The organism is Citrobacter sp. CK185 (assembly GCF_030333565.1).
Classification (GTDB): Bacteria; Pseudomonadota; Gammaproteobacteria; order Enterobacterales; family Enterobacteriaceae; genus Citrobacter_B; species Citrobacter_B koseri.
In genome coordinates, this window is record NZ_JAOWFR010000010.1 from 39,506 (window position 1) to 53,139 (window position 13,634).

Consider the following 13,634-nt stretch of genomic DNA (forward strand, 5'->3'; position numbering starts at 1 on the left):
GCGCTTACCGGGCCTACAAAACCCGTAGGCCGGATAAGCGTGGCGCCATCCGGCAAAAATGAGACATGAAAGATGAGAGAGAAAGAGGCCTTCTGGCTGGGCATCGATTGTGGCGGTACTTATCTGAAAGCCGGTTTGTATGACGCCAAAGGTCATGAGCATGGGATCAACCGGCAGTCGTTACAGACGGCAACGCCACTGCCGGGTTACGCCGAACGCGACATGCACCAGCTCTGGCAACAGTGTGCAGCCACCATTACCGGGCTTTTGCAGCGTACAGGCATCTCCGGCGAGCAAATTAAAGGGGTCGGTATCTCCGCTCAGGGTAAAGGACTGTTTCTGCTCGACAGGCAGGATCAGCCGCTGGGCAGCGCCATTCTCTCTTCCGACCGCCGGGCGCTGAAGATTGTCCAGCGCTGGCAGCAGGACGGCATTCCTGAACAGCTTTACCCCGTTACCCGCCAGACGCTGTGGACCGGGCATCCCGCCTCTCTGCTGCGCTGGATTAAAGAGAACGACCCTCAACGTTACGCACAAATTGGCTGCGTGATGATGGGGCATGACTATCTGCGCTGGCGCTTAACCGGCATAAAAGGGTGCGAAGAGAGCAACATTTCTGAGTCCAACCTCTACAACATGAGCAGCGGGCAGTATGACCCGCGCCTGACCCAATGGTTGGGCATCAGTGAAATCGACGATGCGCTGCCCCCCATTATGGGGTCAGCCGAAATATGCGGGGAGATCACTGCTCAGGCAGCCGCCATCACCGGTCTGAAGGCGGGCACGCCCGTCGTCGGCGGTCTGTTTGACGTGGTTTCCACCGCGCTCTGCGCCGGTATTGAAGATGAATTCACCCTCAACGCGGTGATGGGTACCTGGGCGGTGACCAGCGGGATCACCGAGGGGTTGCGCGACCACGAAGCGCACCCTTATGTCTATGGCCGCTACGTCAACGACGGGCAGTACATCGTTCACGAAGCCAGCCCTACCTCATCCGGCAATCTTGAATGGTTTACCGCCCAGTGGGGCGAACTCTCTTTTGACGAGATCAACCAGGCCGTCGCCAGTCTGCCGAAAGCGAGCGGCGAACTCTTTTTCCTACCGTTTCTGTACGGCAGCAATGCCGGGCTGGAGATGACCTGCGGCTTTTACGGCATGCAGGCGCTGCATACCCGAGCGCATCTGCTACAGGCCATTTACGAAGGGGTGGTGTTCAGCCACATGACCCATCTCAACCGTATGCGCGAACGCTTTACTGAGGCGCACACCCTGCGCGTGACCGGCGGCCCGGCGCACTCCAACGTCTGGATGCAGATGCTGGCGGATGTCAGCGGCCTGCGCATCGAACTGCCGCAGGTTGAAGAGACCGGCTGCTTTGGCGCCGCGCTCGCCGCCCGCGTCGGCACCGGCGTATACCGCAGTTTCAGCGAGGCTCAGCACGCCTTACGGCACCCGGTACGCACGCTGATGCCCGACATGGCCGCGCACCGTCTTTATCAGCGCAAATACCACCAATACCAGGATTTGATTCAGGCATTACAGGGCTACCACGCCCGCATTAAGGAGCACGCATTATGAGCCGACCATTACTGCAACTGGCGCTCGACCACACCAACCTTCAGGCGGCGCTTCACGATGTCGCCCTGTTACAGGACCACGTCGATATCGTTGAGGCTGGCACCATCCTCTGTTTAACCGAGGGGCTGGGCGCGGTGAAAGCGCTGCGCGCCCAGTGCCCGGATAAAATCATCGTTGCCGACTGGAAGGTGGCCGATGCGGGTGAAACGCTCGCGCAGCAGGCTTTTGCCGCCGGCGCCAACTGGATGACGATTATCTGTGCGGCGCCGCTCGCCACGGTGGAAAAAGGCCATGCCGTCGCGCAATCCTGCGGCGGTGAAATTCAGATGGAGCTGTTCGGCAACTGGACGCTGGACGATGCCCGCGCCTGGTATCGCACCGGTGTGCGCCAGGCGATTTACCACCGTGGGCGCGACGCGCAGGCCAGCGGACAGCAGTGGGGAGACGCGGATCTGGCGCGGATGAAGGCGCTTTCTGACATTGGCCTGGAGCTGTCGATTACCGGCGGCATTACGCCTGCCGATCTGCCGTTGTTTAAAGATATTCGCGTCAAAGCATTTATCGCTGGACGCGCGCTGGCAGGGGCGGCGCATCCGGCACAGGTTGCTGCCGGGTTCCACGCGCAAATTAACGCCATCTGGGGAGAGCAGCATGCGTAATCATCCGTTAGGTATCTATGAAAAAGCGCTGGCAAAAGACCTCAGTTGGCCGGAGCGCCTGGTGCTGGCGAAAAGCTGCGGCTTTGACTTTGTCGAAATGTCGGTGGATGAGACCGACGAACGCCTGTCGCGCCTGGACTGGAGCCCCACGCAGCGGGCGTCGCTGGTGACCGCCATGCTGGAAACCGGCGTGGCCATCCCGTCAATGTGCCTGTCCGCGCATCGTCGCTTTCCCTTCGGCAGTCGCGATGAGGCCGTACGCCAGCGAGCGCGCGACATCATGACCAAAGCGATTCACCTGGCGCGCGATCTGGGTATCCGCACCATTCAACTGGCGGGTTATGACGTCTATTACGAAGAACATGACGAAGGTACGCAACAACGCTTTGCCGAAGGGCTGGCGTGGGCAGTGGAGCAAGCCGCAGCAGCGCAGGTGATGCTGGCGGTGGAGATCATGGATACCGCCTTTATGAACTCCATCAGCAAATGGAAAAAATGGGACGCGCTGCTCGCCTCGCCGTGGTTTAGCGTTTACCCGGATGTCGGCAATCTCAGCGCCTGGGGCAACGACGTCGCCGCTGAGCTGAAGCTCGGTATTGACCGCATCGCCGCCATCCACCTGAAAGACACGCAGCCGGTGACAGAGAACAGCCCCGGTCAGTTCCGCGACGTGCCGTTCGGCGAAGGATGCGTGGATTTTGTAGGCATCTTCAAAACGCTGCATGAGCTGAACTATCGTGGCGCGTTTTTGATTGAGATGTGGACGGAAAAGGCCAAAGAGCCGGTGCTGGAAATTATCCAGGCGAGGCGCTGGATAGAAGCGCGTATGCAGGAAGGAGGATTCACATGTTAGAGCAGTTAAAAGCCGAGGTGCTGGCAGCCAATCTGGCGCTTCCGGCACACCATCTGGTGACATTCACCTGGGGTAACGTCAGCGCCGTCGATGAAACGCGAAAACTGATGGTCATTAAACCTTCCGGCGTTGAATATGACGTCATGACCGCTGACGATATGGTGGTGGTGGAGATCGCCAGCGGCAAGGTCGTTGAAGGCAGCAAAAAGCCCTCATCCGATACGCCGACGCATCTGGCGCTCTATCGTCGTTATCCGCAGATCGGCGGAATTGTGCATACCCATTCCCGCCATGCAACGATCTGGTCACAGGCGGGTCTTGACCTGCCCGCCTGGGGCACCACGCATGCCGACTATTTCTATGGCGCAATCCCCTGTACCCGGCTGATGACCGTGGAGGAAATTAAAGGGGAATACGAATACCAGACGGGCGAGGTAATCATCAAAACCTTTGAAGAACGCGGTCTGAACCCAATGCAGATCCCGGCGGTGTTAGTCCATTCACACGGGCCATTCGCCTGGGGGAAAGACGCCGCTGACGCCGTGCATAACGCCGTGGTGCTTGAAGAGTGCGCCTATATGGGGCTGTTTTCCCGCCAGCTCACGCCGCAGCTACCGGATATGCAGCCAGAATTGCTCGACAAACATTATCTGCGTAAACACGGCGCGAACGCCTATTACGGGCAGTAAGACAATAAAAAAATCCCTGGGCGTAAAACGTCCAGGGTAAGAATCCGAAGGCGACATCACGCTACGGAATAAACGGTTACTGACCTCAGCGATATCGGTATTGATAATCTACATTGTCCACCACACTATAAAGCGGTTGAATATCATCCAGTGCCAGTATGTATCCACTTCCTTTCACGCAGACAATTGAATTCTTCGGTAGCCCCAGCAGACTTAATTTATTATTTAGATTTTTGACGACTTTAGATAAACGCTGCGTGGAAGCACATAATTCATTTTTTTCCCAAACGTTGATGAGTAATTCATCCTTTGAGACATATTGAGAACGTGCATTGACCAAAAGGTAAACAAACAGATGGAGCATTGTCCGATTAAAAAACACTCCACAGAAAGAGATGACGCTATCCATTTTATTAACCGGCAGCCGGAAAATTCGAGCTTCGTTAATATCAAGGAATATTTCCCTGCCAATCATAAATCCATGTAACTGATATTCCATACTTTAGATACTCACGTTGAGCTAAACCAGAGATACCTGCTCATGTTCACCTCCTCCTTGATTATTGTGTAAGCCTCAAGTGTAAAAAAAAGCAATTTATTTTCAATAGTTAACCGACACAACTCTTTTCCCACACCTTTCTGATGGGGTATAGGTTTAATAGCTGAAAAAAATATTTGTATAAATTAATGTAATTACTAAAGACAAACGATTAGCAGTATAAGCTAAATAGACAGGGCCGGCGCATGTGACAATTAAATATTATATATTTATCTCAAATTACAGTTAATAATCCTGCGACGGGTTCCCAACGACCGAACAGCGGCCTCACTCTCCCCGGCGCCATGCCCGATGGCGCTACGCTTATCGGCCTACATATGCGGTTTCCCGTAGGCCGGATAAGGCGAAGCCGCCATCCGGCAACGTGGTTATACGGCGCTTAAAACAGCCCCAGCGGTTTATCGGAATAGCTCACCAGCAGACATTTGGTTTGCTGATAATGCTCCAGCATCATTTTGTGGGTTTCGCGGCCAATCCCCGACTGCTTATAGCCGCCGAACGCAGCATGCGCCGGGTAAGCATGATAGCAGTTGGTCCATACGCGTCCCGCCTGAATACCGCGCCCCATTTTGTACGCCAGGTTGCCGTTACGACTCCAGACTCCGGCGCCAAGCCCGTACTGGGTGTCATTAGCCAGTTCCAGCGCTTCCTCCATCGTCCTGAAGGTCGTCACCGCCAGCACCGGGCCAAAAATCTCCTCCTGGAAGACGCGCATATTGTTCTTACCAAACAGGATGGTCGGTTCGAGGTAATAGCCCTCTTTCAGCTCTCCTTCCAGCTGCTTGCGCCGCCCGCCGGTTAACACATCCGCGCCTTCTTTCTTACCGATATCAATGTAGTTGAGGATGGTTTCCAGTTGACCCTGGGAGACCTGTGCGCCCATCTGCGTAACGCTGTCGAGTGGGTTACCGCTGCGAATGCTTTCGACGCGACGAATGGCCCGCTCCATAAAGCGCTCATAAATAGACTCCTGTACCAGCGCGCGGCTCGGGCAGGTACAAACTTCGCCCTGGTTAAAGGCAAACAGCGCAAAGCCCTCCAGCGCCTTGTCGAAAAACGCATCCTCTTCATCCATCACATCGGCGAAGAAAATATTGGGGGACTTACCGCCCAGCTCCAGCGTTACCGGGATAATGTTTTGTGTCGCGTACTGCATGATCTGTTGCCCGACTTCCGTCGAACCGGTAAACGCCACCTTCGCGATCCGCTTCGACGTCGCCAGATATTCGCCGATCTCTCCGCCCGCGCCGTTCACGACGTTGACCACGCCCGGCGGGAGCAGGTCGCCAACGATTTCCATCAGCAACAGAACCGAAAGCGGCGTCAGACGCGCAGGTTTGAGCACCACGCAGTTCCCCGCCGCCAGCGCCGGGGCCATTTTCCAGCTCGCCATCAGCAGCGGGAAGTTCCACGGGATGATCTGCCCCACCACGCCCAGAGGTTCATGGAAGTGATAGGCCACCGTTTCGCTGTCAACTTCGCTGATACCGCCCTCTTGTGCGCGGATACAGGACGCAAAATAGCGGAAATGGTCGATCGCCAGCGGCACGTCGGCGGCGCTGGTTTCACGGATGGGTTTGCCGTTATCCCAGGTTTCCGCCGTTGCCAGCAGTTCCAGGTTTTGCTCCATGCGATCGGCAATCTTAAACAGAATCGCGGCGCGATCCTGCACGGACGTATGCGCCCACTGTTCTTTCACGTTATGCGCGGCATCCAGCGCCAGATCGATATCTTTTTTGCCGGAAGAGGCGACTTCACACAGCAGTTGCCCGGTCACCGGCGTCAGATTCTGGTAATACTCGCCGTCTACCGGTGCGACCCAGTCTCCGCCGATAAAGTTGTCGTAGCGGGCTTTTAATTTCAGAGGAAAACCATACTCGCCGGGCTGAATACGCGTTGAAGGGGGATTATTGGTCATGACCGTCTCCTTACTGTAGGGGTACTACAAAGGTTAGACGGGACTGGCGAAATCTTCGCCAGCCTTTTACTGCTTTACGACTGCGGTCACGATATAGACAAGCGGATGTTTAAGCCGTTTCACCTTACCGCACAGTGTAGGCCCGATAAGCACAGCGCCATCGGGCATGACGCCGGAATGACACGATGCGTATCGTATATCCGGCAATCACTCAATTACATCGCCGCGTGGTAAATCGCCATGATCTCGTCGTGGGTCGCCTGAATAGGGTTGGTCAGGCCACAGGCGTCTTTCAGCGCATTGGTCGCCAGCACGGAAATATCTTCTTCTTTCACATTCAGGTCGCGCAGACCCGCCGGAATGTTGACCTGCTGCGCCAGCTGACGGATAGCGTCAATGCACGCTTTCGCGCCGTCGGCTTCACTCATCCCGGTTACATTAACGCCCATCGCAGCCGCACAGTCACGCAGACGGCCTGCCGCGACCTGGCTGTTAAATACCTGAACGTGCGGCAACAGCACCGCATTACATACGCCGTGCGGCAGATTGTAGAAGCCGCCGAGCTGGTGCGCCATCGCGTGGACATAGCCCAGAGAAGCATTGTTAAACGCCATACCAGCCAGGAATTGCGCATAGGCCATCGCTTCGCGCGCCTGCGCGTTGCTGCCCTCTTCCACGGCAATCGCCAGGTTTTCCGCAATCATAGAGATGGCTTTCAGCGCACATGCATCAGTAATCGGCGTTGCGGCAATAGAAACATAGGCTTCAATGGCGTGGGTTAACGCATCCATGCCGGTCGCGGCGGTCAGCGATTTTGGCATCCCCATCATCAACGAAGAGTCATTCACGGAGAGCAGCGGCGTAACGTGTTTATCCACAATCGCCATCTTAATATGGCGCGCTTCATCGGTAATGATGCAGAAGCGGGTCATTTCTGATGCCGTTCCCGCCGTCGTGTTGATGGCAATCATCGGTAGTTGAGGTTTCGCGGAGCGATCCACGCCTTCATAGTCGCGGATGTCGCCGCCGTTCGCCGCCACCAGCGCGATGCCTTTCGCGCAGTCGTGCGGGGAGCCGCCGCCCAGCGAAATTACGCTATCGCACCCGTGTTCTTTCAGGAGTTTCAGCCCGGCAGCCACGTTTTCGGTGGTCGGGTTCGGCTGCGTGCCATCATAAATAACGCTGAAAATATCGCGTTCCTGCAACGCTTTCTGAATATCTCCAGCCATGCCTAATGTTGTCAACATGCTATCCGTGACAATTAATGTACGGCGAAAACCATATTCCGCCATAGTATTCATTGCTTCTTTTAATGCACCAGCGCCGATTACATTCACGGAAGGAATAAAAAATGTTGAAGCAGCCATTGTACCATCCTTAATTACTGAAATAAGGCTGGCAGCATACGGATGAACCTGTCGTGAAAATATGATCGCTGTTGTTATTTTCCCATTATAAAATATAAAAAAGCACATTAGGTTCATCGCCTGCTGTGCTTTATATAATTCAAGAAAATAATTGTATTAATTCATTTTCTATTTTAATAATTCGTATCATTCTTTTGCCGGAAATAATAACGCATCGCGTAATAAATGATCGTTTCCGCGACGGCGCGTGAATCCTGTCCGGTCAAAATACTCCAGAATTTGAATGGCGAGTTTTCGTCCAACATTCAACCGATCGCGAAAATCAGCGGCGCAGGTCGAGCCTCTCTCCTGATCCAGTTCGCGGATCAGGTTCGCAAAAGCGACAATCCGATCGTTACGGTAATAACGATCTTTCACGATCGCGGTAATCATGCCCTGCTGTGCCGCCTGTCGCAGCACCTGCCGCATAACCTGCTCGTCCACGCCCTTTTCTTTCGCCAGATCGCGCACCCACCAGGGGTCGTCGCCAAACAGCGGCTCAATGTTTTGCCAGACGGCCTGCTGCTCGTCGCTGAAACCGGCTTTGTGATCCGGTAAATGCAACCAGCCGTGGTGGCTGTGAATCACGCCGCTTTCACGCATACGGTCGATGAGCAGCAGCACCAGCGCTTCGTCTTCCATCGGGAGCGCCATGCGCCGCAAACGCTCGCGCCCCGGGCCGGGCTCATCGCGATGGTGTTCGTGGTACATCGCGAGCGTATCCAGAATCTTACGCTGCCAGCGCGCGGCGACAGGGGCGTTCAACAGGCTGTAACCCGCCTGAATAAAACCATGCTGTTCAATAAGCTGGCGCATACCGTCGCCGTTGAGCTGCCGCGCCCACACGAAATCAGGAATATTCACCGCGCCGCGTTCGAGATGCGTCGCCAGCGCGGCGCTGTCATCCCTGGCGTTTTCCAGCGCCGACAGCCATTGCAGATATTCCGGTTTACGTTTACCGCGACGCGGCGAGTTGAGCGTCACCACACGTGCGCCAGCAAGCGTGGTTCGGGCAGAAATATCGCGTAATACCAGCCGGTCGTTATCGGCAAGCCATAGCGGCGTATCGAACACCAGTTCCGCCAGCGTGCCCTCCAGCAGGGAAATACGTCCGGTGACATGGCTGGCGGCGTGGTGAATATGCAGCGGTTGCCATTGCACGAGCGGCGCAGCATGTTCTAACGAAACGATGACGCGTGAAAAGGCATCCGGCGGTACGTCAGAGAGAAGCCAGTCGCCACGATTAAGCTGCTCTTTTTCCGCATCGCCCGCGATATTCAGCGCAATACGCTGTCCGGCATGAGCGTGTTCAGTCGCCTGATTCTGCGCATGCAGGCTGCGCACACGCATTGGCTTATTCACACCGGTCAGCCACAGCGTATCGCCAACGTTCACTTCGCCGCTGAGCGCCGTACCGGTCACCACCAGCCCTGCGCCTTTCACCGTAAACGCGCGATCGATCGCCAGGCGGAAGCTCTGATGGCCGGGATGCGCGCGGCCCGTCAACTGCCGTAAATACTCGCGCAATGCCTCAATACCGCGCCCTTCATTAGCGGCAGTGACAAACAGCGTCGCGTCGGCAAACCCGTAATGGCCCAGCGTCGCCAGAATCTCTTCCCGCACCTCTTCTATTCGCGCGTCGTCCACCCGGTCGGCTTTGGTCAGCGCAACCGTAAGCTGCGGATTGCCCGTCAGTTGTAAAATTTGCAGATGCTCGCGGGTCTGCGCCATCACGCCGTCATCACAGGCGACAACCAACAGCGCATGATCGATACCGCCCACGCCCGCCAGCATGTTGGAGAGAAACTTTTCATGACCGGGAACGTCGATAAATCCCAGCACGCGGCCATCCGGCTGCGGCCAGTAGGCATACCCCAGATCGATAGTCATGCCGCGTTTTTTTTCTTCCGGCAGGCGATCGGCATTCACGCCGGTAATCGCCTGTAATAGCGTTGTTTTTCCGTGGTCAACGTGTCCGGCTGTTGCAATAATCATTTCAACATCATCTCCATAAACCGGGTCTCGTCTTCAAGGCAACGGATATCCAGCCACAGGCGACCATCGTAAATTCGGCCAATGATCGGGACCGGCAGCGCGCGCCAGCGGGCCGCCAGCGCCTCAAGACGGCTTCCGCGCCCGTCATGCGGCGTAAAGGTCAGTGCCGCGCTGGGCAGCCGATCAACCGGCAGCGAACCGCTGCCGATCTGCGACAGGCAAGGCATCACGTTTACCGCGAACTCCGCGCTAAAGCGTACGGCAAGCGCCGCCTGTAGCCGCTGCGCCTGCGCCTGAATCGCCGCTTCACTGCGGGTTAACAGCCGCAGCGTCGGCAGTTTCTCCGCCAGCGCTTCCGGGTGCAGATAAAGTCGCAGGGTTGCCTCCAGCGCCGCCAGCGTCATTTTGTCGGCACGCAGGGCCCGCTTCAGCGGGTGGCTTTGCAGTTGCGCAATCATCTCTTTCTTGCCGACAATGATCCCGGCCTGCGGCCCGCCCAGCAGCTTGTCGCCAGAGAAGCTGACCAGGCTGACGCCTGCGGCAATCAGCTGCTGCGGCATCGGTTCTTTCGGCAAGCCGTACTGACTGAGATCCACCAGCGAACCGCTGCCCAGATCCGCCACCACCGGGATATCCAGCTCCAGCCCAATAGCGGCCAGCTCTGCCTCATCCACCGCTTTGGTGAAGCCTTCAATACTGTAATTACTGGTATGCACTTTCATCAACAGGCCGGTGTTTTCATTCACCGCCTGACGATAATCTTTCGCGTGAGTCCGGTTGGTGGTGCCCACCTCATGCAGCGTACAACCCGCCTGACGCATCACATCAGGAATACGAAACGCGCCGCCAATCTCCACCAGTTCGCCACGCGATACCACCACCTCTTTACCGTTCGCCGTCGCCGCCAGCATCAGCAACACGGCCGCCGCGTTGTTGTTCACAATACAGGCGTCTTCCGCCCCGGTAATGCGACACAACAGATCCGCCAGCGCCCGATCGCGGTGCCCGCGCCCGGCGCCATCCAGATCATATTCCAGTGTGACCGGAGCGCGCATTGCCTGCGCCACTGCGTCAATCGCCTCTTCCGCCTGCTGCGCTCGCCCCAGATTGGTGTGCAGCACCGTTCCCGTCAGGTTAATCACCGGACGCAGCGCGCTTTGCGCCTCTTTCGCCAGCCGGATATTCACCTCTTGCGCCCAGTTCTCGCACCACGCGGGCAGCGCCTGCGTATCGCGAATCGCTTCCCTTGCTTCATCCAACATCTGGCGAAGCAGATCCACCACCCTGGTATGCCCGTGGGTGTCACGTAAAGAGAGAAAAGTGCTGTCACGCAGTAAGCGATCGATAGCAGGAAGCTGGCTGTAGAGTGAACGCGTTTCGGTTGTCATGAAAAAGGCCTGGCTGTTGGTGGCCCCCTCCGGTGCGGAGAGGGATATCGACATGAGGGGGATTGTACCGTGAGTTTGCTCAGGCGGACATAATGCGCATCAAGCCTTTGGCGGTTCCGTGCGGGCAAAGCTTTCGCGTTGAAAGAGCGTTTCCACCAGTTTGACTAAGTGCGGTCTGTCCACACACCAGCCCGGCGCCACGCGGCGGAAATTGAGGTAGCCCACGGCGCAGGCAATGGCGATGGTTGCCAGATTCACGGTATCGGTCTTAATCGTCCCGTCCACCAGATAACCTTCCAGCGCGTCCAGACTACGGTTGATTTTCTCGCGCTGGCGCAACAGTTCCGTTTCAGACTGCTGCGCCGCCGGGCGCGCCTGTTCACGCACGGAAACCAGACCGGCATCCATAATGCCGTCCGCCAGCGCTTCAATCTGCCGTACTTTCAGTGAGGCCAGCGGTTCACGCGGAATCATCACCGGAGCAATATCCAGTAACTCAATATATTCGGCGATTATCGGGGAATCGAACCAGCACTCTCCCTTATCCGTCACCAGCGCGGGGACTTTGCCAAGCGGGTTGTACTGCGCCACGCCGTTTTCCGCGTTGTAGGGAAGTTCATTCACAAATTCGAAAGTGATGCCCTTTTCCAGCAATAAAACCGAAATCTTTCGCACAAAAGGGCTGGTATAGCTGCCGATGAGTTTCATGCCGTGTCCTTTTTGCCAACAAAAAATAAAGTGGTATCAATAAATCTTGCCTTAGTTTTACCGGATGGCGGCGCAAGCGCCTTATCCGGTCTACACATTGCAGGCATTGTTCCTGTCGGTCTGATAAGCATAGCGCCATCAGGCATTTTTACTAAAAAGCAGGTGGCGACCCGCTTAATGATCCAAATAAAGATAGTGCATCCAGCTGGTCATGCGCAGTAGCACCTTACGCATCACGGAGACATGGGCGAAGTGATCGGAGTAAACCGCAACCTGGGCGTAAATGCCGTCAGGCAGGGCATCCACATCACTATTCGGCTCCAGCTCAATCAACGCAAGCACGCCGTCCATCCCCGGCGTTACGCTTAAGGACTGTAATGTTCCCTGCGCCTGGTAAGAACCGCCGGGCACAACCGGTAAAATACTCAACAATTTGCCCTGGAATACCTGGCCGGGCAGCGCATTGAACACCACTTCTGCCTCATCTCCCGCCTCAAGACGTAATAATGAGTTCTGCCGGAACTGGGCGACAATTTGCCGTTTTTGTTCGGGAATAAAAACCATTACCGGGCGCAGCGGCAGCGCGGCGGCATAGCTACCGGGCCGGATAAGCACCTGGGTCACATAGCCATTGCTCGGCGCGCGAATAACCGTCTGTTCAAGATTGTATTTCGCCTCGGCCAGCTGCGCCCGCAGGCTGACGATTTGCGACTGCTCGCCATCGACCATGCTGTCCAGTTGGCTCTGGATCTGCGTTTGCTCAGCAACAGAACCTTTTACCATCGCATCCTGCGCTAAATAGTTTTGCCGCGCGTTATCGATATCGCTTTCAGAAAACGGATTCACCCTCGCCTGACTGCCTTTCAGATAGCGCTGATAATCCTTATAGAGGCGGTCGCGTTCTGCGGACACCCGCGTGGTATTGGCCTGAGCCTCCGCTAATTGCGCCTTCAGGGTATGTATATTATGCGTGGCCGTGACCAGGTCAGCCTGTAACCTGTCGACCCGCGCCTGATACCGCACAGGATCGATTTTGAATAAAACATCGCCTTTTTTAATCAGCTGATTATTTTTATCCGTTACCTCACTCACAATACCTGTTACCTGCGGCGTAATGGGAATAGAAATAACCGCTTTCTGCGCCGTAAAAGTATAGGGGTGGTTATAGTTCATTAATAATATAAGTCCGCTAACTAAAAATACCCCGCCTAATGCCGCCGTGGAAAGTGTCCATTGATTCACCGGAATCCTGAATATTTTAAATACCGCCCAGGCTAATGCTACGTAGGTCAAAACAATCAACAGATCCATGATTAGCTCTCCGACGGGGGAATATCAGGGGACTGTACCTCAGCCAGCTTTCGCTCCAGCGCTTCCACACGTTTCGACAAGGCGATAAGTTCCGGGTCAGGCTCCGGTTCTGGCCCCGGCTCAGGTTCCTTTTCCTGCGGTGAAACATGCGCTTGCATGCCCCAGCCCCGTTCGGGCTGATAAAGCGTGGCCCAAATCCACAGAAACGGCCAAATAACATGCAGCGTAAACAGACTGACCCAACCAGCAGTATGAATAGCATCAGCATGGGGGTGGTTTCGTTTTTTAGCGATCAGATAAGGGATGTCATGAATCATGATGATTCCATAAAAAATCACCAAAAAAACAAAGATCAATACTCCTAACGCGAAATAATTTAGAAACATACCTGCTCCGGCTTCACGCTAATAAGAGTGTTAAATGACAGGCGGCGTATTACGATTCCACCGATATTTTGAACATAATTCGAGTCCGCCATTTTCGCCATCAAACCAAAAGATAATTTTGCACGGCGAGAGGTTGCTCAATTACACATCAGAATGAAGCATGAGGCGGAATCTGCTTAAGATC

12 protein-coding genes are annotated in these 13,634 nt (G+C 55.5%); 4 read left to right on the top strand and 8 right to left on the bottom strand.

Annotated elements, in window-relative coordinates:
• The first annotated feature begins 72 nt into the window (after positions 1 to 72).
• Genes OGV79_RS01410 through araD form a run of 4 tightly spaced genes read left to right on the top strand, consistent with a single transcriptional unit; the run spans position 73 to position 3,779 of the window.
• On the top strand, positions 73 to 1,578 hold the full coding sequence (locus OGV79_RS01410; RefSeq protein ID WP_286466759.1) for an FGGY-family carbohydrate kinase: 1,506 nt from the start codon (positions 73 to 75) through the stop codon (positions 1,576 to 1,578).
• Complete coding sequence (ulaD, locus tag OGV79_RS01415) at positions 1,575 to 2,237, top strand: 3-keto-L-gulonate-6-phosphate decarboxylase UlaD (RefSeq protein WP_058668274.1); 663 nt, start codon at positions 1,575 to 1,577, stop codon at positions 2,235 to 2,237. The genes OGV79_RS01410 and ulaD overlap by 4 nt, the downstream gene beginning before the upstream one ends.
• The gene (locus tag OGV79_RS01420) at positions 2,230 to 3,090 is read left to right on the top strand and encodes an L-ribulose-5-phosphate 3-epimerase (protein WP_012135721.1); all 861 of its coding nucleotides are present in this window, start codon (positions 2,230 to 2,232) and stop codon (positions 3,088 to 3,090) included. The genes ulaD and OGV79_RS01420 overlap by 8 nt, the downstream gene beginning before the upstream one ends.
• Complete coding sequence (araD, locus tag OGV79_RS01425; RefSeq protein ID WP_012135722.1) at positions 3,084 to 3,779, top strand: L-ribulose-5-phosphate 4-epimerase; 696 nt, start codon at positions 3,084 to 3,086, stop codon at positions 3,777 to 3,779. Before OGV79_RS01420 ends, araD begins: the two co-directional genes overlap by 7 nt.
• A gap of 85 nt (positions 3,780 to 3,864) precedes the next feature.
• Here the strand turns inward: araD and OGV79_RS01430 are convergent, their stop codons facing one another.
• The 8 genes from OGV79_RS01430 to OGV79_RS01465 all read right to left on the bottom strand — a co-directional run bounded on the left by OGV79_RS01430 (position 3,865) and on the right by OGV79_RS01465 (position 13,450).
• Positions 3,865 to 4,278 (bottom strand): winged helix-turn-helix domain-containing protein, encoded by a 414-nt coding sequence (locus tag OGV79_RS01430; protein ID WP_012135723.1) that lies wholly within the window; start codon positions 4,276 to 4,278, stop codon positions 3,865 to 3,867.
• Positions 4,279 to 4,717: 439 nt separating this feature from the next.
• Positions 4,718 to 6,256 carry an aldehyde dehydrogenase AldB gene (gene aldB, locus OGV79_RS01435; RefSeq protein ID WP_047460312.1) on the bottom strand — a complete coding sequence of 513 codons (1,539 nt, stop codon included), beginning with the start codon at positions 6,254 to 6,256 and terminating at the stop codon, positions 4,718 to 4,720.
• Positions 6,257 to 6,471: 215 nt separating this feature from the next.
• Complete coding sequence (gene yiaY, locus OGV79_RS01440; protein ID WP_024131056.1) at positions 6,472 to 7,623, bottom strand: L-threonine dehydrogenase; 1,152 nt, start codon at positions 7,621 to 7,623, stop codon at positions 6,472 to 6,474.
• 186 nt (positions 7,624 to 7,809) lie between these two features.
• Positions 7,810 to 9,657 carry a selenocysteine-specific translation elongation factor gene (selB, locus tag OGV79_RS01445; RefSeq protein WP_286466768.1) on the bottom strand — a complete coding sequence of 616 codons (1,848 nt, stop codon included), beginning with the start codon at positions 9,655 to 9,657 and terminating at the stop codon, positions 7,810 to 7,812.
• Positions 9,654 to 11,045, bottom strand: coding sequence for an L-seryl-tRNA(Sec) selenium transferase (gene selA / locus OGV79_RS01450; protein ID WP_286466778.1), 1,392 nt, complete (start codon positions 11,043 to 11,045; stop codon positions 9,654 to 9,656). Before selA ends, selB begins: the two co-directional genes overlap by 4 nt.
• A gap of 99 nt (positions 11,046 to 11,144) precedes the next feature.
• Positions 11,145 to 11,753, bottom strand: a complete 609-nt coding sequence (locus OGV79_RS01455) for a glutathione S-transferase (RefSeq protein ID WP_047460300.1) — start codon at positions 11,751 to 11,753, stop codon at positions 11,145 to 11,147.
• Between the two features lie 174 nt (positions 11,754 to 11,927).
• A complete protein-coding gene (locus OGV79_RS01460) occupies positions 11,928 to 13,064 on the bottom strand; it encodes an HlyD family secretion protein (RefSeq protein WP_012135732.1) in 1,137 nt (378 codons plus the stop codon).
• Between the two features lie 2 nt (positions 13,065 to 13,066).
• Positions 13,067 to 13,450, bottom strand: a complete 384-nt coding sequence (locus OGV79_RS01465; protein WP_071259218.1) for a DUF3302 domain-containing protein — start codon at positions 13,448 to 13,450, stop codon at positions 13,067 to 13,069.
• Between the last annotated feature and the right edge of the window lie 184 nt (positions 13,451 to 13,634).